22 protein-coding genes are annotated in these 22,912 nt (G+C 38.6%); 21 read left to right on the top strand and 1 reads right to left on the bottom strand.

The genetic code is table 11. From position 1 onward, the window contains the following. Nucleotides 1-2 precede the first annotated feature (2 nt). The 8 genes from L877_RS0108875 (at nucleotide 3) to rsfS (ending at nucleotide 5,102) form a co-directional block, all read left to right on the top strand. Entirely contained in the window at nucleotides 3-686 is a 684-nt protein-coding gene (locus L877_RS0108875; protein ID WP_341349149.1) for an ABC transporter ATP-binding protein, read from the top strand. Between the two features lie 180 nt (nucleotides 687-866). Beyond that, entirely contained in the window at nucleotides 867-1,175 is a 309-nt protein-coding gene (gene rplU, locus L877_RS0108880; RefSeq protein WP_026835767.1) for a 50S ribosomal protein L21, read from the top strand. Between the two features lie 5 nt (nucleotides 1,176-1,180). Further along, entirely contained in the window at nucleotides 1,181-1,501 is a 321-nt protein-coding gene (locus L877_RS0108885; protein ID WP_026835768.1) for a ribosomal-processing cysteine protease Prp, read from the top strand. A gap of 23 nt (nucleotides 1,502-1,524) precedes the next feature. Next, nucleotides 1,525-1,809 carry a 50S ribosomal protein L27 gene (gene rpmA, locus L877_RS0108890; protein WP_026835769.1) on the top strand — a complete coding sequence of 95 codons (285 nt, stop codon included), beginning with the start codon at nucleotides 1,525-1,527 and terminating at the stop codon, nucleotides 1,807-1,809. A gap of 74 nt (nucleotides 1,810-1,883) precedes the next feature. Next, nucleotides 1,884-3,170 carry a GTPase ObgE gene (gene obgE, locus L877_RS0108895; RefSeq protein WP_026835770.1) on the top strand — a complete coding sequence of 429 codons (1,287 nt, stop codon included), beginning with the start codon at nucleotides 1,884-1,886 and terminating at the stop codon, nucleotides 3,168-3,170. Nucleotides 3,171-3,182: 12 nt separating this feature from the next. Then, nucleotides 3,183-3,494: a ribosome assembly RNA-binding protein YhbY gene (gene yhbY / locus L877_RS0108900; RefSeq protein WP_026835771.1), complete on the top strand. Its 312-nt coding sequence runs from the start codon at nucleotides 3,183-3,185 to the stop codon at nucleotides 3,492-3,494. Nucleotides 3,495-3,521: 27 nt separating this feature from the next. Next, nucleotides 3,522-4,727, top strand: a complete 1,206-nt coding sequence (gene nadD / locus L877_RS14410) for a nicotinate-nucleotide adenylyltransferase (protein WP_084554838.1) — start codon at nucleotides 3,522-3,524, stop codon at nucleotides 4,725-4,727. Between the two features lie 15 nt (nucleotides 4,728-4,742). Next, complete coding sequence (gene rsfS / locus L877_RS0108915) at nucleotides 4,743-5,102, top strand: ribosome silencing factor (RefSeq protein WP_026835772.1); 360 nt, start codon at nucleotides 4,743-4,745, stop codon at nucleotides 5,100-5,102. 86 nt (nucleotides 5,103-5,188) lie between these two features. Here rsfS and lexA read toward each other — a convergent pair whose 3' ends face one another. Continuing rightward, nucleotides 5,189-5,803, bottom strand: coding sequence for a transcriptional repressor LexA (gene lexA, locus L877_RS0108920; RefSeq protein WP_026835773.1), 615 nt, complete (start codon nucleotides 5,801-5,803; stop codon nucleotides 5,189-5,191). Nucleotides 5,804-6,024: 221 nt separating this feature from the next. Here lexA and L877_RS13615 point away from each other — a divergent pair, with 221 nt between their 5' ends. The 13 genes from L877_RS13615 to L877_RS0108985 all read left to right on the top strand — a co-directional run bounded on the left by L877_RS13615 (nucleotide 6,025) and on the right by L877_RS0108985 (nucleotide 22,889). Further along, nucleotides 6,025-6,972, top strand: a complete 948-nt coding sequence (locus L877_RS13615; RefSeq protein ID WP_026835774.1) for an SH3 domain-containing protein — start codon at nucleotides 6,025-6,027, stop codon at nucleotides 6,970-6,972. 14 nt (nucleotides 6,973-6,986) lie between these two features. Continuing rightward, complete coding sequence (gene mutS, locus L877_RS0108930) at nucleotides 6,987-9,659, top strand: DNA mismatch repair protein MutS (RefSeq protein WP_034785494.1); 2,673 nt, start codon at nucleotides 6,987-6,989, stop codon at nucleotides 9,657-9,659. Nucleotides 9,660-9,677: 18 nt separating this feature from the next. Then, a complete protein-coding gene (gene mutL / locus L877_RS0108935; protein WP_026835776.1) occupies nucleotides 9,678-11,522 on the top strand; it encodes a DNA mismatch repair endonuclease MutL in 1,845 nt (614 codons plus the stop codon). A gap of 19 nt (nucleotides 11,523-11,541) precedes the next feature. Further along, nucleotides 11,542-12,483 (top strand): tRNA (adenosine(37)-N6)-dimethylallyltransferase MiaA, encoded by a 942-nt coding sequence (gene miaA, locus L877_RS0108940; RefSeq protein WP_026835777.1) that lies wholly within the window; start codon nucleotides 11,542-11,544, stop codon nucleotides 12,481-12,483. 1 nt (nucleotide 12,484) lies between these two features. Further along, complete coding sequence (locus tag L877_RS0108945) at nucleotides 12,485-13,774, top strand: methionine gamma-lyase family protein (protein ID WP_026835778.1); 1,290 nt, start codon at nucleotides 12,485-12,487, stop codon at nucleotides 13,772-13,774. A gap of 91 nt (nucleotides 13,775-13,865) precedes the next feature. Further along, nucleotides 13,866-14,858, top strand: coding sequence for a rod shape-determining protein (gene mreB, locus L877_RS0108950; protein WP_026835779.1), 993 nt, complete (start codon nucleotides 13,866-13,868; stop codon nucleotides 14,856-14,858). Nucleotides 14,859-14,877: 19 nt separating this feature from the next. Further along, entirely contained in the window at nucleotides 14,878-15,756 is an 879-nt protein-coding gene (gene mreC, locus L877_RS12820; RefSeq protein ID WP_034785496.1) for a rod shape-determining protein MreC, read from the top strand. Beyond that, the gene (gene mreD, locus L877_RS0108960; RefSeq protein WP_026835780.1) at nucleotides 15,749-16,267 is read left to right on the top strand and encodes a rod shape-determining protein MreD; all 519 of its coding nucleotides are present in this window, start codon (nucleotides 15,749-15,751) and stop codon (nucleotides 16,265-16,267) included. The genes mreC and mreD overlap by 8 nt, the downstream gene beginning before the upstream one ends. Further along, nucleotides 16,267-19,137 (top strand): penicillin-binding transpeptidase domain-containing protein, encoded by a 2,871-nt coding sequence (locus tag L877_RS12825; RefSeq protein WP_034785498.1) that lies wholly within the window; start codon nucleotides 16,267-16,269, stop codon nucleotides 19,135-19,137. Before mreD ends, L877_RS12825 begins: the two co-directional genes overlap by 1 nt. A gap of 18 nt (nucleotides 19,138-19,155) precedes the next feature. Then, nucleotides 19,156-20,355: an FtsW/RodA/SpoVE family cell cycle protein gene (locus L877_RS0108970; protein WP_026835781.1), complete on the top strand. Its 1,200-nt coding sequence runs from the start codon at nucleotides 19,156-19,158 to the stop codon at nucleotides 20,353-20,355. A gap of 27 nt (nucleotides 20,356-20,382) precedes the next feature. Continuing rightward, nucleotides 20,383-20,778, top strand: a complete 396-nt coding sequence (mgsA, locus tag L877_RS0108975; RefSeq protein WP_026835782.1) for a methylglyoxal synthase — start codon at nucleotides 20,383-20,385, stop codon at nucleotides 20,776-20,778. Between the two features lie 18 nt (nucleotides 20,779-20,796). Beyond that, complete coding sequence (locus L877_RS0108980) at nucleotides 20,797-22,170, top strand: biotin/lipoyl attachment domain-containing protein (protein ID WP_026835783.1); 1,374 nt, start codon at nucleotides 20,797-20,799, stop codon at nucleotides 22,168-22,170. A 29-nt stretch (nucleotides 22,171-22,199) separates the two neighbouring features. Next, nucleotides 22,200-22,889, top strand: coding sequence for a YggS family pyridoxal phosphate-dependent enzyme (locus L877_RS0108985; protein ID WP_026835784.1), 690 nt, complete (start codon nucleotides 22,200-22,202; stop codon nucleotides 22,887-22,889). Nucleotides 22,890-22,912: the final 23 nt, after the last annotated feature.

A 22,912-nucleotide genomic window follows, 5' to 3' on the forward strand; every position in this document is an offset into this window, starting at 1 on the left:
ATTTGGGTAAGATTATTGAAATTAAAAATCTAAAAAAATATTATGGAAAAAATGACTATCAATGTAAAGCATTAGACGGAGTGGATTTTGAAGTCTTTGAGGAAGAAATAATCTCTATAATGGGAAGTTCCGGCTCAGGTAAGAGTACACTTCTGAATATAATTGGCGCCATGGATACTTTGACAGATGGCGAGTACAGTTTTTGGGGGGATAAGGAGTATCATATTGAAAAATTAAAATCAAAGCAATTGCACGAATTTAGAAGAGATAATATATCATTTATCTTTCAACAATTTGCGCTTATGAAACGATATACAGTTTATGAGAATGTGGTCATGCCGCTAAACATATTGGGATTATCAGGAAGGAAGAAGCGTGAAATTGTTTTCGATGCATTAAAAAGTGTAGGGATTGAAGATCTTGCCAAAAAGAAAGTGACAAAGCTCTCTGGAGGCCAGCAACAGAGATGTGCGATTGCAAGGGCGTTGGTAAAAAACTCTAAGTTGATACTTGCAGACGAGCCCACAGGAGCTCTGGATAAGAAGAATGGCAAAGAGGTCATGGAAATTCTCAGTAACTTAAGAAAGAAAGGTAAAACTATTATCCTGGTAACTCATGACAACGAAATTGCGAGATATGGAGATAGGATTGTTCGTATAGAAGACGGAAAGATAGTTAATGGGTAAAATAATTTCTATATAAAGATTTACTTTGTTAAAATATTAAATTTTTTTCCCAAACCCCTTGACATTAGTACTAATCATATGTTATGGTATATGGGTATGCCGCACAACGAGGTTTAGTTCTCTATGCATTTTTGTTTGGAGGCACCGTAGTTGGCGAGTAAATTTATTAGGAGGTGCTATATGTACGCAATTATAGCAACCGGTGGTAAACAATATAAAGTAGAGGAAGGCGACGTTATCAGAGTTGAGAAACTTGGCGTTGAAGCTGGAAAGACTGTTACTTTCGATCAGGTTCTTGTTGTAAGTGACAAAGAGACAAAGGTTGGTACTCCAACTGTTTCCGGTGCTTCAGTTACAGCATCTGTTGTAGCAGAAGGCAAGGAAAAGAAGGTTATTGTTTACAGATATAAGAGAAAGACCGGATACCATAAGAAGAATGGTCATAGACAGCCATTCACTCAGGTAAAGATTGAAAAGATCAACGCTTAATATTTATGATTAAGGTGATGATCAAGAGGTCTGATAGCGGAAGACCGTATGGTTTTCGTATATCTGGACATGCCGGATATTCAGAATCCGGAACCGATATTGTCTGTGCAGGAGTTTCTGCTCTATCAATTAATACCATTAATTCGATAGAAAATTTAACAGAGACACGATTTACCGTAGATCAGTCTGATAAGGACAATGGTATATTGGAATTAACCTGCAAAGAACCAGTAGATGACAAAGCTATACTTTTGCTAGAGTCTCTAGATCTTGGAATCAGGGAGATCGAGAAAACGTATAGTGAGTATGTTACTTATTTACAGTAAACTATGGTTAGGAGGGAAAAGTCATGATGCAAATGAACCTTCAATTGTTCGCTCATAAGAAAGGAATGGGTTCTACAAAGAACGGTAGAGATTCCGAGTCAAAGCGCCTTGGTGCTAAGAAAGCAGACGGACAGTTCGTTTTAGCTGGTAATATTCTCTACAGACAGCGTGGTACTAAGATTCATCCTGGTAACAACGTTGGAAAAGGTGGAGATGATACATTATTTGCTTTAACTGATGGTATTCTTCGTTTCGAGAGAAAGGGAAAAGACAAGAAGCAGGCAAGTGTATATCCAGTTGCAGAATAATATTTGTTAACGTTTGGCTGTCATAGTAATATGGCAGCCATTTTTTTGAAACGCATATTAGTAAGAGGTATGTTATGTTTGCAGATCAAGCTAAGATATATATTCGTTCCGGTAAAGGCGGAGATGGTCATGTGAGTTTTAGACGAGAACTCTATGTGCCCGCTGGAGGTCCGGACGGTGGTGATGGTGGTCGCGGAGGAGATTTGATATTTGAAGTCGATCCGGGACTCAATACATTGAATGAATTTAGACATATTAGAAAATATTGCGCAGGTGATGGCGAGCCCGGCGGAAGAAAGAGATGCCATGGAAAAGATGGAGAAGATCTCGTGGTAAAAGTTCCCGCTGGAACAATTATCAAAGAAGCCAATACGGGCAAGGTAATCACAGATATGTCTTATGAAAATAAGAGAGAAGTTCTATTAAAAGGTGGTCGCGGCGGAAAGGGCAACCAACATTATGCCACACCGACTATGCAGGCTCCTAAGTATGCACAGCCTGGAAAACCTGGAATAGAACTTGATGTAATTCTTGAGCTCAAGACTATTGCTGATGTGGGACTCGTAGGATTTCCTAACGTGGGAAAATCAACATTTTTGTCCAGAGTAACTAATGCAAAACCTAAGATAGCCAATTATCATTTTACAACACTAAATCCTAATCTGGGTGTTGTAGACCTTGAGGGGACAGATGGTTTTGTAATTGCGGATATTCCGGGACTTATCGAGGGCGCATCTGATGGTGTTGGTTTGGGACATCAATTCCTTAAGCATATTGAGCGTACGAGAGTAATGATTCATATGATTGATGCCGCATCTGTTGAGGGAAGAGATCCTATCAATGATATAAAAGTAATCAACGATGAATTGAGAGCATATAATGAGGAGATTGCCAATAGACCGCAGGTTATTGCGGCCAATAAGATTGATTGTTTCTATGGTGATGACGAGGAAACAGTATTGTCTATGCTCAGAGACGAGTTTGAGCCACAGGGAATCAAGGTATTTCCGATTTCTGCTGTTACCGGACAGGGTGTCAAGGAGCTTCTCTATTATGTGAAGGAGATGCTTGATAAGGTTGAAAAACCAAATGTGGTATTTGAAAAAGAGTTTGAAATCCAAGAAGAAGATATAAGCAATGAGCCGATTAGCGTTGTTCGTGAAGATGACGGAACATTTTCAATCGAGGGACCTAGAGTTGAGAGAATGCTCGGTTATACCAACTTGGATTCTGAGCGTGGATTTGAGTTCTTCCAGAAGTTTATGAAGGAAAATGGCATCATAGAGGAACTTGAAAAACTTGGAATAGAAGACGAGGATACCGTAAATGTATGCGGATGGTCCTTCGAGTATTATAAATAATGAGGTATTGAGATGACAAGTAAACAAAGAGCTTATTTAAAGGGGCTTGCCATGACTATGGATCCCATATTGCATATTGGAAAATCATCTGTGACACCGGAGATGGTTAATTCTGTGGATGAGGCCCTTGAGGCTAGAGAGCTCATAAAACTCGGTGTCCTTAAGAATTGTTTTGACGATCCTAAGGAAATTGCCAATGTAATTGCTGAGAGAACAAGATCACAGGTTGTTCAGGTTATCGGTAGAAAGATTGTTTTATACCGCGAATCTAAGAATAAGAAGACAATTGTTCTTCCAAAGGCTAATAAGAAGGAAGACAAGTAATCAATTTCTAAAGGTTAGGTGATTGTAATGGCCAATATTGGGATTCTCGGCGGAACATTTAATCCGATTCACAACGGGCATCTTGCCATGGCAAGCTCTGTCTACGACCAACTGAATTTGGATAAAGTTTGGTTTATGCCTTCCAAGCGACCTCCGCACAAGGATAATTCTATTATTCTGCCGGATGAGGACAGAAGTCGAATGGTCAAACATGCTATCGCGCCTATAAAGCATTTTGAGTTCTCTGATATGGAACTAAAGCGCGACAAGACCACTTATACAGTTGATACGCTTACAGAACTTGAGAAAACATGTCCGGAAGATAGATTTTTCTTCATCATTGGCGGGGATTCCCTTGAGATGTTTGAGAGTTGGAAAAAGCCCGAAGTTATCGTCAAGAAGTGCCAACTTGTGGTGGTGAACAGAGGCGATATCAAGGAAGAAATCATGGATGGACTAATCGAGAAGTACAACAAAAAGTTCGATGCACATATTATCAAGGTGGACATGCCCTTGATGGATATTTCATCCAGTAATTTGAGAAAAATGTTCCGAGAAAAAAGGGAAGTTCGTCCCTTTGTGCCAATAGATGTAGTAAATTACATCAAGTTTAATGGCTTTTACGGAACAAAACCCGGGTTTAAGTCGAAACCATCGGACAAAAAGGTTATAAATACAATTAAATCCTGTGTAAATAATCGCAGATATATTCACATACTGGGAGTTGCCATGACTGCATCTAACTTGGCGGCCGCACATGATTGTGATGAACATAAGGCATACCGCGCCGGTTTACTTCACGATTGTGCAAAGTTCTATAAAGATTATGAATATATCGATAAATGCATGGAATATGGAATTCTAATCACAGATCAAGAGAAGAATACACCTGCATTGTTACATGCAAAATTGGGCGCTTATATGGCTGAACATTTTTATCTGGAAACAGATGAGGATTTATTAAATTCTATAACATGGCATACGCTTGGCCATCCTGAGATGTCTAAACTTGAGATGATTGTATTTATTGCTGATTATATAGAGCCGGGAAGAGATTGTAACCCCAGACCATTTTCTCTTTCTGAAATAAGAAAAACAGCTTTTATAGACCTTGAAAAAGCTGTATATATGTGCGCTGAGTGCACTTTGAGCTATTTGAAATATTCTGGGGAGAATATTTCTGAGGATGATCCTTTGGTTATAACACGAGATTATTATAAGCAGTTTATGTAAATATGGAGGTAAGAGATGACTTCAAAAGAAATGGCAGGAATTGCATATAAGGCAATTGACGAAAAACTTGGCAAAGATATTAAGATTATAGATATTAGTGAGATTTCTATTCTCGCAGATTATCTGATCATCGTAAATGGTACAAATATTTCACAGGTTCAAGCTATTGTAGATAACGTTGAGATGCGCATGGCTGAAAATGGTATCGTCAATAAGAAGATTGAGGGAAATAGAAATTCTACTTGGGTACTTATGGATTACGGTGATGTAATAGTTCAGGTATTTATGCCTGATGACAGATTGTTCTATGATTTGGAGAGCATCTGGAGAGATGGAAAAGATGTGGATGCCGAAGAGTTTAAAAAAGTCCCTTGAATTCAAGGGACTTCGTTGTTTGGGAATCGCATAGCGCTGGTCTTACTCACGTCGTTCGTAAGACAATAATCGCATAGCCGCTGGTCTTACATAAGTCTAAAAAGACCTATTACCTTTCCAAGAATCTGGACTTCATTGACATAGATAGGATCCATGTCATCATTCTCAGGTTGCAGACGATAGCGATTACTCTCTTTGTAATATGTTTTTACAGTGGCAGAGTCATCTACTAATGCCACAACTATCTCTCCGTTGGATGCACTTGAGTCCTGTCTTACAATAATCATGTCGCCGTCAAATATTCCAACATTAATCATGCTATCTCCCCTAACTTTCAACATAAAAAGATTTCCGCTAGGGAGCTCTTCTGAAAGAAGAGGAAAGTAGTTTGTGATATTCTGCTCAGCGAATAGTGGTTCTCCAGCTGCGACACTTCCCAAAACTGGGATATGGCGCATCTCGCGCTTCATGAGATTAAAGTCGTCATCGACAATCTCGATAGTTCTAGGCTTAGATGGATCCCTTCGGATATAACCATTCTTCTCCATAGTCTCAAGATGAGCATGAACAGATGAAGTTGACTTGAGATTAACTGCAGTACAAATCTCTCTAACTGAAGGTGGATAACCCTTTTCAAGAATCTGCTCTTTAATATATTCCAGAATCTCTGATTGCTTGGATGAAATTCTTCCTCTTGCCATGATATGCCTCCTAAAATTCATACAATGTATAGGACACAAAACAAATGTTTTGAACCTACGTTCGATTTATAGTACTATAATATCATATAAAAAGAGATAAGTCAAACATTTGTTCTAAAAAAAATAAATATTTTATAGAATTTGCTAGACAAATCGACTATCTATGTTATAATGGAATATGTGGGAAAATTTAATATGAATATAAATATTGGAGGCATAATATGAGTGGTAAATACAAACCCGATACCAAAAAAGGATTTGAGATTTTTGTAGGAACATGGACAGGTGTGGTTGCAATTGTTTTGATTGCAGCATTTGTTTTTGTCGGAAAATTATTCTTGGGTGGAAACACAGAAGAAGAGACGGATGTTAGTGTAGTTTCAGTTTCTGATTCAGCAGTATCCGGAGATGCAGTTGTTCAGGATACATCTGAAACTCCTGATCCTTATGATAATGCAATTGTAAGTGGTAACGAAGAGGACTTTGATGACGAGGATGATGAAGGTCTTAAAGATGCAAAAGTAGCATATACTACTTCGAAGGTTAACATGAGATCTGACGGAAGCCTTACAGCATCCGTTATTAAAAAGCTCGAGTACGGTGAAAAAGTTAAGATTATAGAATATGATTCAGAGTGGACTAAGGTAAGTCATGATGGAGTAGAGGGATATATTAATACCATCTACCTCAGCAAGTCTAAACCGGTTAAGATTTCTGAACAAGATGCCAGACCTACGGTGGCACCACGTATTAATCAGAATACAACCAGAACTACACCTAGACCAACTAAGAAGCCTAAGGTGAAGTATGATGAGCCGGAGCCGGATGATTATAATGATGATGAACCAGAACCAACTAAGAAGCCGAAAGCTAAGGCAACTAAGAAGCCTGCTGCAACCAAAAAACCGGTAGCGACTAAGGCACCTGATACTTCAAACAATGATGGTAACTCAGGTAACTCGGATAATTCAGGTAATAGTGGTGACAATGGTGGCAACTCCGGAAACAGTGGTAATTCAGGAGAAGGCGGCAACTCAGGAGAAGGTGGCAATAGCGGTAACAGCGGCAACTCAGGAGAAGGCGGCAATGGCGGTAACAACGGAGAAGGTGGAAATGCCGGAAATAACGGCGATAATACCACACAGAACAATGGTGGAAGTACTAACTAGAAGGAGTTCATTATATGGATGCAATTGATAGAACAAGATTAACTCCTATGATGGCACAGTACTTGGCTACTAAAGATGAATACAATGACTGCATACTATTTTACCGTTTAGGTGATTTCTATGAAATGTTCTTTGATGACGCTGAACTCGTCTCCAAAGAACTGGAAATTACCTTGACCGGTAAGAGTTGTGGTCTTGATGAGAGGGCACCCATGTGTGGTGTCCCATTTCATTCTGCAGATACATATATCAACAGATTGATTGCCAAAGGATATAGAGTTGCTATTTGTGAGCAGGTTGAAGATCCTAAGGAAGCTAAGGGACTTGTCAAAAGGGAAGTTGTAAGAATTGTCACCCCTGGAACAACTATCGATTCAGCTGCGCTTGATGAGACTAAAAATAACTTTCTCATGTCAGTAGCTATGGTTGACGGTGGAATTGGAATTGCCACTGTTGATGCGAGTACAGGGGATTTTTTCCTCACAGAAGTATATGAAAATGCCAAGTTGTTAGATGAGATCAACAAATTCTTGCCAACAGAGTTGATTTGTAATGAGGCATTGCTCATTTCTGGTATAGATTTTGAGGACTTAAAGGATAGGATGGGAATAACGGTATCAGTGATGCCGGCTCACTATTTTGATGAAGATATATGCGCGAGAACGCTTTTGGACCATTTTAAAGTATCAAATCTAGATGGCCTCGGAATGAGAGAGTACCAATTTGGTATGATAGCAGCCGGTGTGGTTATGCAGTACTTGGTGGAAACCCAGAAAACCAGCTTGTCGCATATTCTGAGCATTCAGACCTATTCTGACGGGGCATACATGCTCCTCGATAGAAATACAAGGCGAAACCTAGAGCTTGTGGAGACACTTAGAGAGAAGAATAAGAGAGGATCGCTTCTCTGGATACTCGACAAGACTAAGACGGCCATGGGTGCCAGATATCTCAGAACCTGTATCGAGCAACCGCTGTTGGATGAACAGGCGATTTTAGCTAGATATGATGCAATCGATGAGATTAATGATGATATAATCACAAGAGAGGAAATTAGGGAATATCTGACTCCGATTTATGATTTGGAAAGACTTCTCAGTAAGATTAGTTACAAATCCGCTAATGCAAGAGATTTACTTGCTTTGCAGGGGTCACTTCTCATGCTGCCATCTATAAAAACTCTTTGTGAGGGATTTGAGGCGGAATATTTTACTGAAATAGCGAAGGACCTTGATCCTTTGACAGATATTCATGATTTGATTCTCAGTGCAATTGATGATGATGCACCACTGTCATTGCATGATGGTGCAATACTCAAAAAAGGATATAATTCTGAAGTTGATAGGCTTCGCAATGCCAAAGTTGATGGAAAAACTTGGTTGGCTGATTTGGAGCAGGAGGAGAAAGAAAAGACCGGAATTAAGAATCTCAAAGTCAAGTATAATAAAGTATTTGGATATTATTTAGAGGTGACTAATTCTTACAAAGATCTTGTTCCAATAGATTGGGTGAGAAAGCAGACCCTCACTAATGCTGAGAGATATACTACAGCTAAGCTTAAAGAATATGAGGATATTATCCTTGGGGCGGAGGAAAAGCTTTATCACTTGGAGTATGTGGAATTTTGTAAAATCAGAGATCACATATTCTCACAAGTGGATAGAATCCAGAAGACGGCCAAGGCAGTTGCGAAGATAGACATGATTTGCTCTCTTGCCTATGTGGCAGAGAAGAATAATTATTGTCGACCAAATATCAATAAAGCAGGAAAAATTAACATTAAAGACGGAAGACATCCAGTTATAGAAAAGATGATCAAAAATGATCTTTTCATAGAGAACGACACATGTCTTGATACGGATGAAAATCGTCTGGTTATCATTACCGGTCCTAATATGGCTGGAAAATCAACATATATGAGGCAAACAGCTCTAATCTGTCTTATGGCTCAAGTGGGTAGTTTTGTTCCGGCATCATCGGCAGATATATCACTTGTAGACAGAATATTTACGAGAGTTGGCGCTTCTGATGACTTGGCAAGTGGACAGAGTACTTTTATGGTTGAGATGACGGAGGTATCTAACATCCTTCACAATGCAACGAATAATAGTCTGATTATACTTGACGAGATAGGACGCGGTACATCCACATTTGACGGACTTAGCATAGCATGGGCCGTGGCTGAATATATAGTAAACAAAGATAACATAGGCGCGAAAACACTATTTGCAACACATTACCATGAGCTGACTGAGCTAGAGGGCAAGCTCCCCGGAGTTGTCAATAGGTGTATAGCGGTAAAAGAAGATGGCGAAGACATCGTATTCCTAAGAAAGATTGTCAAAGGCGGAGCTGATAGAAGTTATGGAATAGAAGTGGCTAGACTTGCCGGCGTCCCTGCTCCTATACTTGAAAGAGCAAGGGAAATAGTCCAAAGCTTAGAGGCAAACCAATCTCAAAAAGAAGTTGAAGTGGCAGTAAATGCTGATAATTCTATAATTAATATGATTCCAAAGAAGGAAGAGGAGTCATTTGGGCAGTTATCTATATTTGACACTTTCAGTTCCTATAGTCATGATGACATTATCTCGGAACTAAAAAACCTTGACTTGTCTTCCATGACACCGATGGATGCGATGAATAGAATCTATAACTGGCAGACAAAGATTAACGAGGAGTCTATGTAAACTCTTGGAGGTTGAATTATGATTCATTTGCTTGATTCGGATACAATAGATAAGATTGCGGCCGGTGAGGTTATAGAGAGACCTGCTGCCGTTGTCAAGGAGTTGGTTGAAAACTCCATCGATGCAGGTGCTAATGCCATTACTGTTGAGATTAAGAAAGGCGGCATCTCATTTATCAGAATAACAGATAATGGAATGGGAATAGAAAAAGAAGATATTCCCATCGCCTTTGAGCGCCATGCCACGAGCAAGATTAAGGATATCAACGATTTGCTCTCTATTACCAGCCTTGGTTTCAGAGGAGAGGCGCTTTCAAGTATTGCATCGGTATCTCAAGTTGAACTGATTACGAAGGCTAAGCATTCTATGGTTGGCAATCGATATGAGATTCACGGAGGCAAGAAGATATCCTTTACAGAGGTTGGCGCGCCGGACGGAACAACTTTTATCGTTCGGAATATTTTCTATAACACACCGGCGAGATTGAAGTTTCTCAAATCTGAGAGGACAGAATCAACTCGAATAGGTGAGGTTATGATGCATTTTGCCCTTTCTCATCCTGATATCAGGTTCAACTTTATTGTGGATGGAAAGAACAAACTCAACACATCCGGCAATGGAAATGTCAAGAATAATATTTTTTCTCAATATGGTAGTGAAATTGCCAAGGCTCTACTGCCGATTGATACGACTATGTATGACATGAGACTTAGTGGTTATATCGGAAAACCGGAGATTAATCGCAATACTCGTTCTCTGATTAATACTTATATTAACGGAAGAATTGTCAAGAGTCCGTTGTTATTTAAAGCCATAGAATCCGGCTTTTCCGGATATATAATGGGCGGTCGATTTCCATTTGCAACTCTGTTTTTGGAGATAGAATCTTCTCTCTTAGATGTAAATGTTCATCCAACCAAGATGGAAGTTCGCTTTATGAATCAAGAGGAGGTCTACGATCTCTTTGCAAATTCTATCAAAGAAGCTCTTAAAAAGGCGACAGTAATTCCTGAAGTTACCTTAGCTGCGCCTAAGGAGCCTGAAGTTACTTTGGCTTCGCCAAGAGAGCCTGAGGTTACCTTGGTTTCACCGAGAGAACCGGAAATCCCGGTTCCGGTTGCCGCAGCAAATCCTGATATAGAGGAAATTAGCTATAAGGCACCTGAACCATTTGAAGAAAAGCGAATTGAAGAAGCCAAGAAGCTTGATACCAAGAAAATGCAGCAGACCATGCTGGAGCTCATCAATAATAAAGAAGAGCGGAATATTTTCAAGGAAGAGACGGAAGAATCATTCAGATTAATAGGTCAGGTATTTGGTACTTATTGGATGATTGAGTACAATGATGAGATGCTGATAATAGACCAGCATGCCGCTCACGAGAAAGTGTTATATGAGAAGATAATTAAGGACTTAAAGGACAAAAAAATCTACCATCAACAGCTGTTAAAGCCAGTGGTTATCACCTTGACAGCCAGGGAAAAACAGTTGATCGATGAATACCGAGATGCATTTTATGATTTGGGCTTTGAAATCGAGGATTTTGGCGGGGATGATATAGCTATTACTACAGTCTCTTATCACTTTATCAAGCTGGATACCAAGGAGTTGTTCTATGCTATATTAGATGGACTTCTAAATGATACGCTCAGCAGTAAGATAGAACTAATTACAGATAGATGTGCTACAATCGCCTGTAAAGCGGCAGTTAAAGGCAATAATGTCCTGAGTTTCAGAGAAGCTGAAGAATTAATCAGAGAAATGCTCCGAGCAGACGAGCCTTATCACTGTCCACATGGAAGGCCTACAACCATATCCATGTCTAAGTATGAATTTGAGAAGAAATTCAAGCGAATTGTTTGATGATTTTGGAGGTAATCAATTGCCAAAGAGTAGAGTGATTGTTCTCGCTGGCCCGACAGCTGTCGGAAAAACCGCAATATCCTTAAAACTTGCCAGAGAACTTGGATGTGAGATCATATCTGCAGATTCAATGCAAATATATAAGGGGATGGATATAGGAACAGCGAAGATTACAAAAGAAGAAATGGGAGATATTAGACATCATCTTATTGATGTTGTAAATCCCGGGGAGAATTTTGATGTATTTCAATATCAAGAAATGGCCAAAAATAAGATCCAAGAGATTATATCTCGTGGAAATATTCCGCTAATTACAGGCGGGACAGGATTTTATATACAAGCTCTATTATATGACATAAACTTTACAGAGGAGTCGAGTGATAAGTCATATAGACGTGAATTGCAGGAATTGGTTGATACAGGAAGAGGACAAGAGCTATATGAAAAACTCTTATGTGTTGATAAGGAATATGCAGGGACAGTTCATCCCAATAACTACAAGAGAATTATAAGGGCGCTTGATTACTATAACAACACGGGAGAGAAGTTTTCCAGCCATAATGAAGAGCAGAGTAAAAACCAATCTCCGTATAATTTCAACTACTTTGTTCTCAATATGAACAGAGAGAAACTATATAAAAATATCGATAGAAGAGTTGATATAATGTTTGATATGGGACTTCTTGAAGAAGTTAAAAATCTTGTCAAACAGGGATATGATAGAAATCTCACATCGATGCAGGCTATTGGTTACAAAGAGTTTTTTGACTATTTTGATGGTGCGATAGACTTAGAACAACTGAAAAATCAGATCAAGATAGACACAAGACACTATGCAAAGCGCCAATTGACGTGGTTCAGACGAGAAAAAGAAACCATATTCATTGACAAAGATGAGTTTGAAAATGATGATAAGGTGGCAGAGTATATAATAAAAAAATATTATAAAGAAGGAATATAAAATGAGTACACTTGAAAAGCTTTATTTAGAAAATGGAATATCAAAAAAAGTCATTGATTATACGCGGAATATTTCACAAAAACTCGAAGACAGATTTAAAAAAATTGATGAGGTTGCGGAGTATAATCAGATAAAAATACTCAATGCATTTAATCGAAATAGAGTTAGTGCTGAACACATGAACGGCAGTACCGGATATGGATATGACGACGATGGTCGAGATACATTGGAAAAAGTATATGCAGATATCTTTGGAACCGAGGATGCACTTGTGAGATCTCAGATCACATGTGGAACCCATGCATTGACAATTGCGTTATCTGCGATTCTCAGACCGGGCGATGAGCTGCTTAGTCCGGTTGGAAAACCCTATGACACTTTGGAGGGCATAATTGGAATCAACGGAAAAAAAGAGCCGGGATGCTTAAGTGAGTTTGGGATTACATATAATCAGGTAGATTTGTTAGAGGATAGTTCCTTTGATTATGAAAATATCAAGAAGGCTATCAATTCCAAGACAAAACTTGTAACTATTCAAAGATCTAAGGGATATGCAATGAGAAAGACTTTTTCTGTCGAGAAAATAGGTGAACTCATCGCTTTTATCAAGGATATTAAGCCTGATGTAATCTGCATGGTTGACAATTGCTATGGAGAATTTGTTCAGACAATAGAGCCTTCAGAAGTGGGTGCAGATATGGTTATCGGATCTCTTATCAAGAATCCAGGTGGCGGACTTGCCCCAATGGGAGGATATATAGTTGGTAAGAAGGATTTGATTCACCTCTGTGCATCAAGGCTTACGGCGCCGGGACTCGCCAAAGAAGTCGGTGCTTCTCTAGATATCAATAGATCTTTCTACCAAGGACTTTTCTTTGCACCAACAGTTGTGGCAAGTGCGCTCAAAACGGCTATTTTTGCCGCTAATATATATGAAAACTTGGGATTTGAGACAAGTCCCGGCAAAGATGAAGAGAGATATGACATTATACAGGCCATCGCCCTTGGCAATAAAGAGCGAGTGATTGCCTTCTGTGAGGGGATTCAGGCGGGAGCTCCCGTAGATAGTTATGTTATGCCGGAACCATATGCCATGCCGGGTTATCACAGTGATGTAATTATGGCGGCAGGTAATTTTATACAGGGTTCATCAATAGAATTAAGCGCAGATGCCCCTATCGAAGAGCCTTTTAGTGTATATTTCCAGGGCGGACTAACTTGGCAACATGGAAAATTTGGAATCATCAAATCTCTAGATCAAATGGTGAAGAAAAATTTGATAGAGTGTTAGTCACTTAAAAATGGTATATACATTTGAAAAGAAATGTGGTAGAATAACTATGTATGATTTTTTACAAGTAAAATGAGAGGAAGTAAGAAGAATGTCTTTTAAAGCTTTAGGAATCGACTTTGGAACAAGTTCAATAAAGATATATAAAAATGGAGAGGGTATCATCCTCAACGAGAAGAGTGTTATCGCGATTTATAGGAAATCACATGTTTTTGCAGTAGGAGACGAGGCTTTTGAAATGTATGAGAAAGCTCCGGAGAATCTTGAAGTTTCATATCCAATCAAAAATGGTGTTATCGCGGATATCGGAAATATGCAAGCACTTATCGACTATTTCTTCGCCGAGTTGAACGGAAAGAAGAGATTTAAGGGAGCTGAGTGCTTTGTTGCCGTTCCTACAGATATTACAGAGGTTGAAAAACGTGCATACTTTGATTTGATTGCCAATACCACTCTCAAGACCAAGAAAATTCACATCGTTGAAAAGCCAATTGCAGATGCGCTTGGCATGAATCTTGATATTCGTAAATCTATCGGAACATTGGTAGTAGATATCGGAGCTAATACAGCTGAGATCTCAGTTTTGTCTCTCGGCGGAATCGTATTAAGTAGACTCATCCCTGTAGGTGGTAACAGATTTGATGAAGCGATTATCGCCAAGATTCGTAAGGATAAGAACTTTGTGATTGGTGAGAGAAGTGCAGAACAGCTCAAGAAAAATATTGCGTCAGCCTATGAAACTGACGAATCTATGGAAATCTGTGGTAGAAATCTTGTGACAGGTTTGCCTAGTGAAATCACTGTCACTTCTAAGGATATTCACGAGGCTCTCAGTGAGTTGTTCCAGAATATCGTTGATTCAATCAAGATTATTCTTGAGAGGACACCACCGGAAATCTCATCTGATATTTATAAGTCAGGTTTGTATCTCACAGGTGGATCCAGCAGGATCAAGGATCTCGGACAATTTATCTTTGATGAGCTTGGCTTGAAGGTAAATGTTTTTGAAGAGCCTGAAAATACAGTTATTTTGGGCCTTGGTGCCGTAATCGAAAATCCGGAACTTGCAAAGCTTGCACTCTAAAGAAAGACGGTGAATAATTTTGGCTAAGAAAAGAAGAAAAGGACCTTCTATTCATCCAAAGTACATATATGTCATTTTGTGCATTACTTGCGTTTGCTTGATAGTGCTGAGTTTCAAGTTCTCAGATAAGTTCATGGGACCTAAGACGGTAGTAGGTGATGTGCTTTCTCCTATGCAACGTGGAATCAATTCCGTTGGAGAGAAGATCTCAAGCCAAGTTGAGTTGTTTAGAACCAAGGAGAATCTCATAGAAGAGAACAAAAAACTCAAGAAAAAAGTAGACGAACTGAACTATGACAATTCAGTTTTAGCTACAGAGAACAATGACCTAGATACATATCGTGAGTTATATGATTTGGATCAAAAGTATCCGGATTATCCAAAAGTTGCTGCTACAATTATCAGCCGAGATGGTAATAACTGGTTTCATCTGTTTACAATTGACAAGGGACGCGAAGATGGTATCAAACCGGACATGAATGTCATTGCCGGAAAAGGACTTGTAGGTATTGTATCTGAAGTTGGAAGTCATTATGCCAAGGTTCGCGCTATTATCGATGACAAGAGTAATGTAAGTGCCATGTTTGAAGAAACTGGTGAAACATGTATTGTTAAGGGTAATATGGAGAGTATCTATAATGGATATATAGATGTAAATCTCATCAACAACTCTGCCAAGGCGCAGGAGGGAGATGCCATCGTCACATCCCAGATAAGTGACAAGTTTCTTCCGGGTCTGTTGATTGGATATGTATCAAATATAAGTGATGAGTCTGATGGATTGTCCAAAACTGCATATCTTATACCGGCAGTTTCCTTTGATAAGCTCAAAGAGGTACTTATTATCACAACTTTGAAAGATTCATCTGAAATAGAGGATATTAAGAAATATGATTAAGAAGAGAGGAATGCCCATTCTAGTGGTGTTGATTTGTTTTCTTCTTCAGACTACAGTTTTGCAGTATCTAAAACTTGCTGACGTCATGCCCAACTTGCTGCTGATTGTAACGGTTATGTATGCCTATATGCGCGGCAGAACCACAGGTCTCATAATAGGATTCTGTTGTGGCATGATGTATGACTTGGTCTATGGAAGCATCATCGGATTGTTGGCATTGATATTAATGTCTCTTGGTTTCTTTTGTGGCTATTGCCAGAAAATATATTTCTCAGGACACTTTGTATTGCCTTGTATCCTGATTGGAGCAAGTGATATTATCTATGGAGTATACTATTATATCACTGAATATTTACCAAGAGGACGTTTGAATTTTATGTTTTTCTTTAATACGAGAATAATACCGGAACTAGTTTATACATTGTTAGTTGCGGTTGTTTTTGTGTGGTTATTGGAGAAGATAGAAAGACTATCGGAAAACGTAACAGATGAGAAAAGGAGGAAAGAATAGTGTTTTCAGGACTACTGGATCATATAAAAGTACTTATTAAATCACGTATTTTCCTTCTGATTATTATATATATTGTTCTATTTGGAGCGCTGATAGGCAGACTATTTTACTTACAAATAGTAAAAGGAGAAGTTTATGAGAAGAAGGCGACAATCAACAAAGAAAAACGCCGAACTCTCAAGAGCTCCAGGGGACAGATTTTTGACTGCAACGGAAAACTTCTGGCTTCAAATGAACAGAGTTTTGCCATAACTATTGAGGATGTAGGACAGGTCAAAGACAATACTGAACTCAATAATATTATATTGAAGTGTATTAAACTTATAGAGAAAAATGGTGACAAGATTTCTGTGGATTTTCCGATTGAGATTAATCGAAAAGGCGAATTTGCCTTTAATGTAGATGAAAATGCTCAGATGAGATTCAAAAGGGAAATATACTTTTTAAATTCTGTGGATCAGCTAACTGCAGAGCAGAAGGAGATGACTGCTGCCCAGTGTTTTGATTATATTCGAAATAGCACAAAAGTCAATCAAATTCGATTCTTCAATCCTGAAGCTGAGAAAGCTCAGGGCAAAGTTTATACCAACGAAGAAGCTCTTGATATCATGAGAATTAGATATGCTCTCATGATGAATACATACAAAAAATACGAGCCGGTTATTATGAGTAGCGATGTTTCACAGGAGACGGTTGCTGCAATCAAGGAGAACTCTGCGGACTTAACAGGAGTTGAAGTCCTAGAAGATTCCAAGAGAGTATACTATAATAGCTATTATTTCTCGCATATTATAGGATATACCGGATTGATTTCTTCAGAGGCTCTGGAAGCCATGAAGGAAAATAATGATACAACTTATACATCTACTGACCAAATTGGTAAGACAGGTATCGAGAAAACCTACGAAGATGTTCTTCGCGGAAAGAAGGGAAGCGAAACACTTGTGGTGGACAGTAGTTCCAGAGTTGTTGATACCAAAGATCACGTTGACGCCAAGGCCGGTGATGATATTTACTTGACTATCGATTCAGATCTTCAGAAGGCTGTATACAAGTTGACTGAAAAATCCATAGCAGGAGTGTTAATTTCTAAGTTGACTAACAGCAAGCGAGCCGGATCAAAGGGCAAGAAGGCGGACAATATCAAAGTCCCAATATATGATGCATATTGCGCTATTGTTGAAAATAGTCTGGTGGACATATCACTTTTCGCTGAGAAAGACGCATCAGATATTGAGAGAGATGTCTATAGTAAGTTCTCATCTCACAAGAGAGGTATTATTAATAGGCTCAAGTCTCTGTTGAGTTACGATAACGGAACTCACGGCAAGGCCTTGTCAAAGTCCACTAAGAGCTACCTTGACTTTGTTTATACAATGTTAAGAAATGATGAGATTATAGCCACAAATAAGATGGATAAGACAGATGCCACTTATAATGCATATGCCAATGGTAAAATCAGTTTGAGTAAATTTTTGATCTATGCCATTTCTAACGATTGGATAGATCTTGATAAACTGGATATCGGTGATGATTATTATAGAACCGAAGAGATCTATCAAAAGATGATAGATTACATATTCTCATCTCTAGACGATAATCTGTCATTCGACAAGTTGATATATCATACTTTGATATACAACGGAACTGTCAACGGAAGAGAGTTGTGTCTTATTCTCTACAAGCAGGGATATCTAAAACATGACAAGAATACTGAGGCAAAACTTAGAACAGGTATGATTTCTCCATACCAATTTATACGCTCTAAGATTAAGACACTTGAGATATCACCCGGAGAACTTGGTCTCACACCATGTTCAGCATCCGTTGTTGTAACTGTTCCAAATACCGGACAAGTTAAGTCATTGGTATCTTATCCAAGCTATGACAATAACAAATTTGCCAATTCAGTAAATGCCAGTTATTATGGCAAAATTAATGATAACAGTGCTTCACCGCTTCTAAACAGAGCGACCCAGCAGAAGACTGCTCCCGGTTCGACTTACAAGATGGTCTCAGCTACAGCTGGACTTGAAGAGGGAATAATTGACCCATATACAACTATCAAGGATAGGGTAGAATTTACCAAGATCAATCCCTCTCCTAAATGTTGGTCATCGGTGAGTCACGGCACAATCAATGTAAGCCAGGCGATTCAACATTCATGTAACTACTTCTTCTATGAATTAGGTTACAGATTGAGTGGCAAATCCGGCGGCGTTGTAAATAATGAAAAGGGTCTGAATATTTTAAAGAAATATGCAGATATGTTTGGGTTGACAAGTAAATCAGGTATTGAGTTGTCTGAGACCGATCCAAATGTGTCTGACAGCGACTCTGTTCGTTCTGCAATTGGACAGGGTACTAACAGTTATACGCCTGTTCAGTTGTCAAGATATGTTTCAACTATTGCCAATGGCGGTAATTGCTATGACCTCACACTTATCAATAGCATCTATGATGGTCAAGCCAAGAGCAACCAGAAAAATGATGCAAAGGTGAGAAACAAGCTTGATGTCAAGAAATCCACTTTAAAGGCCATCAAAAATGGTATGTATAAGGTGGTAAACAACGGAAGTATTACAGATTTGTTCAAGAAAGTTAATAAAAAAGTTGCCGGAAAAACCGGTACAGCGCAGATTAGTGCCAATGAGCCTAACCATGCTTTGTTTGTGAGTTTTGCTCCATATAACAATCCTGAGATATCTGTAACTGTTGTTATGCCTAATGGATTTACCTCCAGCAATGCTGCATCTCTTGCAAGCCTTGTTTATCAATACTATTACAGTAAGGATAAGGATGCCCGCAAGAACTTGTTGAAAAATACAGCAGCTGCTGCAGCAAGTAATTCCGGTGGGGTTCACGACTAATATTAAGGAGAGAAAGCTTTGATTTTAACAAAGATAAAAGCATTTTTTAACCGATGGAAGCAAGCCAAGCGGTATAATTGGAAAAAATATGACTATAGCATCCTGATTATAGTGACACTTTTATCTATAATCAGTTCCTATGTATTGTCAATTATAGGTGCATCGTCATTTAAGAGGCAGTTTATTGCTATTTCTCTGACGGTTGTGATTATGGTGGTGGTTTCTCTTATAGACTATCATACCATGTGCTCATATGTGCCAATACTGTATGTTATAGGCACTATATCCGTCTTTTGTACCAAGTTTACCCCGCTGGGTTCTAACTCAGGTACAGATTCCTATCGTTGGCTAGACTTCAAGATTTTGATGTTTCAGCCATCCGAGGTTGTAAAGATCATTATCATATTAACTTTGGCCACATTTTTCGCCCACTATAAGGACGATTTGCAATCATTTAAGATTTTCTTTATGGCTTGTGGCCTGGCACTTCTTCCGACACTTTTTATCTTGGTGCAATCCGATTTGTCATCAAGTGTTGTAATTGTGATGGTATTCGTTATTATGCTTATGTCATCCGGAATTGGAAGAAAAATAATCGCACCTATAGCGGCCGTATTAATACCTATAGCAGGTTTTTTGATATGGTATGTACAACAACCCAACCAAAAGCTTCTGCATGGATATCAGTTGAGTCGAATCACGGGATGGCTCAATCCTGAATCAGCAGCCTTGAGTGTTATGTATCAGCAAAATAACTCTGTTTTATCCATTGCATCTGGTAAGCTTTATGGTAAAATGTTAATAGAGGGTTCATCGGGAGCTAGAAATTATACTGCCGTTGATGTCATAGAAAGTGACTTTATATGGACGCCTATAAGTGAGGAGTTCGGTTTTATAGGCTGTTTGGCTATTTTATCACTATTATCTGTCATAATTATAAAGTCATTTATCGCTGCAAAGAGAGCAAAGGATTATCAAGGTATGATGATTGCACTGGGAATAGGATCAATGTTCTGTTTTCAGGTATTCTTCAATATTGGAGTTGCAACATCGCTCTTACCGAATACAGGACTCCCTTTACCTTTTTTGAGTAATGGTATTTCGTCGTTAATCAGTAGTTCCATGGCTGTGGGTATACTCATTAACATAGGAATACAGCCAAATAGAGGTGGTGTGGGAAGTTTCGTGGAAACGCTTGATCAAGAAACAAATTATTAGATTATATAAAATGAATGGGGGATTTTCATGAATATTGGATTGATTGCACACGATTCGAAAAAAATCCTGATGCAGAACTTTTGTATTGCCTACAGAGGCATTCTAAGCAAACATAATGTATATGCCACAGCTACAACCGGTAGGTTGGTAGAAGAGGTAACAAATCTCAATATACACAAGTATCTTGCCGGACACTTGGGCGGAGAGAAGCAATTGGGGGCTCAAATTGAGAGTAATGATATTGACCTGGTTATTTTTCTAAGAGATCCACTTACCAAGAAATCTCATGAACCAGAGGTCACAACACTTTTTCAGCTTTGTGACGTGCACAATATTCCGCTTGCTACAAATCTTGCGACAGCTGAACTTATGATTAAGGCCCTTGATCGCGGTGATCTTGATTGGCGTGATTTGTTAAAATAAGAGAAAGGATTGTTCTGAATGGCTAGTTCAAAGATTGTTAAACTAACAAAAAAACCATTTAGACCACATGTTGCCACGCTCATCACATTGGTTATTTTGATATATGTTGTATTTATATTTGTAACATATGTTTCAAAAAAGCATGTGAGTATATACGAAGTCAATAAGACTAAGATTTCTGATAACAGCAGTATCACAGGTGTTGCAGTTAGAGATGAGACAGTATATCGAACAAAGCAAGATGGATTTATCAACTTTTTCCATGCAGATACAAGCAAGGTTGCCAAAAATGAGGTTATTTATACCATTGACAGCAACAATGAGATAAGCGAACTGCTAAAAAAGGTCGAGTCCAAGGAAGTTAGCAATATCAATAATATCGCCAATATGAGGGAGTTAATCGATGATTATTACAACGATCAAAAGCCCTCAAGTTATGATGATATCTCAAGTTTCAAGTATGAACTTGAGAATATGGTATTTGAGCAGAGTAGAAGCAACTTATACAGTGATTTCAACAAAATGATGAAGTCCGGTTCCATTAAGTCTGAGTTCACTAAAGTCAAAACCAATAAATCCGGAATTGTTTCTTATTCGATTGATGGAATGGAGGATTTGACTGTTGAATCAGTTTCTTCAGAGACCTTTGAGAGTGTAGCTGCTCCAAACAAGAATCAGCTTCGCTCATCGGAAAAAGTAGAAAAGGGAACTGCCGTATACAAGCTTGTTAACTCACAACGGTGGTCTATTGTCATTCCGATTACGGAAGAAATATACAATTCAATAAAAGATAAAAAATCAATTCGAGTAACTATCAAGAAAGATGGTGTGTCCTTTAATGCATCAACTGAATTTCTAATTCACGGCGATGCTAGGTTCGTATCACTATCTACATCCCGTTTTATGGGCAAATATCTCAATGACCGTTATATCGATGTGCAGCTCAATCTAAATGCCGCCGATGGTCTAAAGATACCTAAAACGTCCATTATAACTAAGGAATTATCTGTCATTCCTGAACAATATATAACAACTGCAGGAGACAATGACTTTGATTCTAAGGGAGTTATACTTGCCAGTACAGGAAAATTTACCAAGATAAGTAATTATTCTGTAGATGATGGCAAATATTACGTAGAAAAATCCTTGATAGCTCCCGGAGAGAATATTTTGAATCCTAAGACTGCCAATTCCTATACAGTATCCGAAACTATTAAAGTCAAGGGAGTTTACTGCGTGAATTCAGGATATTGTCAGTTTAAGAAGATAGAATCCGTATATGAGAACAATGAATATATCATTATTTCGGAGAATACCAAAGGTGGAATTGCAAACTTTGATCATATAGTAGTTAACCCGGATCAGATTTCTGAAAATGATTTTATTCAGTAATTTATTACCAAATATGGAGGAATACAAAAATGGTTAAGGAAAACCTTGTTAAAGTTGAGGAAAATATCCAAAAAGCCTGTCAAAAAGCAGGACGAGATAGAAGTGAAGTGACACTTATTGCCGTCAGCAAGACAAAGCCAATTGAGATGATGGAAGAGTCGATAGAAGCTGGTGTGAACACTTTTGGAGAGAATAAAGTTCAGGAAATCGTAAAAAAACATCCTGATCTCCCGGAAGACACACATTGGCACATGATAGGTCACTTACAGCGCAACAAAGTCAAGAATTTGCCCGGACTAGTCGAAATGATTCACTCTGTTGATTCAGTAAGACTTGCCAAGGAGATTCAAAAAGAATATGCGAAGAATGACGAAGTTGCAAATATTCTGATAGAAGTCAATGTTGCCAAAGAAGAATCCAAGTTTGGATTTATGCCGGAAGAAGTGGAAAATGCTCTGCGAGAAATTGCTACTTTTCCCAATATTTCAGTCAAAGGTCTTATGACAATTGCGCCATATGTTGATGATCCTGAAAAAAATAGACAACATTTTGTGAATTTAAGGAAATTACTAGTTGACATAAACGGTAAAAACATTGATAATATTAATATGAGAGAACTTTCAATGGGGATGACAGGTGACTATGAAGTTGCCATCGAAGAAGGTGCAACTTTTGTTAGAGTTGGAACCGGAATCTTTGGAAGTCGAGAATACCATTAAAGAAAAGAGAAAGGAATTATTAA

Source organism: Eubacterium xylanophilum ATCC 35991 (assembly GCF_000518685.1).
Classification (GTDB): Bacteria; Bacillota; Clostridia; order Lachnospirales; family Lachnospiraceae; genus Eubacterium_F; species Eubacterium_F xylanophilum.

Bases quoted from the DNA above. Each gene is read 5' to 3' on its own strand.
- rplU (WP_026835767.1), top strand. From the start codon at position 867: ATGTACGCAATTATAGCAACCGGTGGTAAACAATATAAAGTAGAGGAA.
- L877_RS0108885 (WP_026835768.1), top strand. From the start codon at position 1,181: ATGATTAAGGTGATGATCAAGAGGTCTGATAGCGGAAGACCGTATGGT.
- rpmA (WP_026835769.1), top strand. From the start codon at position 1,525: ATGATGCAAATGAACCTTCAATTGTTCGCTCATAAGAAAGGAATGGGT.
- obgE (WP_026835770.1), top strand. From the start codon at position 1,884: ATGTTTGCAGATCAAGCTAAGATATATATTCGTTCCGGTAAAGGCGGA.
- yhbY (WP_026835771.1), top strand. From the start codon at position 3,183: ATGACAAGTAAACAAAGAGCTTATTTAAAGGGGCTTGCCATGACTATG.
- nadD (WP_084554838.1), top strand. From the start codon at position 3,522: ATGGCCAATATTGGGATTCTCGGCGGAACATTTAATCCGATTCACAAC.
- rsfS (WP_026835772.1), top strand. From the start codon at position 4,743: ATGACTTCAAAAGAAATGGCAGGAATTGCATATAAGGCAATTGACGAA.
- lexA (WP_026835773.1), bottom strand. From the start codon at position 5,803: ATGGCAAGAGGAAGAATTTCATCCAAGCAATCAGAGATTCTGGAATAT.
- L877_RS13615 (WP_026835774.1), top strand. From the start codon at position 6,025: ATGAGTGGTAAATACAAACCCGATACCAAAAAAGGATTTGAGATTTTT.
- mutS (WP_034785494.1), top strand. From the start codon at position 6,987: ATGGATGCAATTGATAGAACAAGATTAACTCCTATGATGGCACAGTAC.
- mutL (WP_026835776.1), top strand. From the start codon at position 9,678: ATGATTCATTTGCTTGATTCGGATACAATAGATAAGATTGCGGCCGGT.
- L877_RS0108945 (WP_026835778.1), top strand. From the start codon at position 12,485: ATGAGTACACTTGAAAAGCTTTATTTAGAAAATGGAATATCAAAAAAA.
- mreB (WP_026835779.1), top strand. From the start codon at position 13,866: ATGTCTTTTAAAGCTTTAGGAATCGACTTTGGAACAAGTTCAATAAAG.
- mreD (WP_026835780.1), top strand. From the start codon at position 15,749: ATGATTAAGAAGAGAGGAATGCCCATTCTAGTGGTGTTGATTTGTTTT.
- mgsA (WP_026835782.1), top strand. From the start codon at position 20,383: ATGAATATTGGATTGATTGCACACGATTCGAAAAAAATCCTGATGCAG.
- L877_RS0108980 (WP_026835783.1), top strand. From the start codon at position 20,797: ATGGCTAGTTCAAAGATTGTTAAACTAACAAAAAAACCATTTAGACCA.
- L877_RS0108985 (WP_026835784.1), top strand. From the start codon at position 22,200: ATGGTTAAGGAAAACCTTGTTAAAGTTGAGGAAAATATCCAAAAAGCC.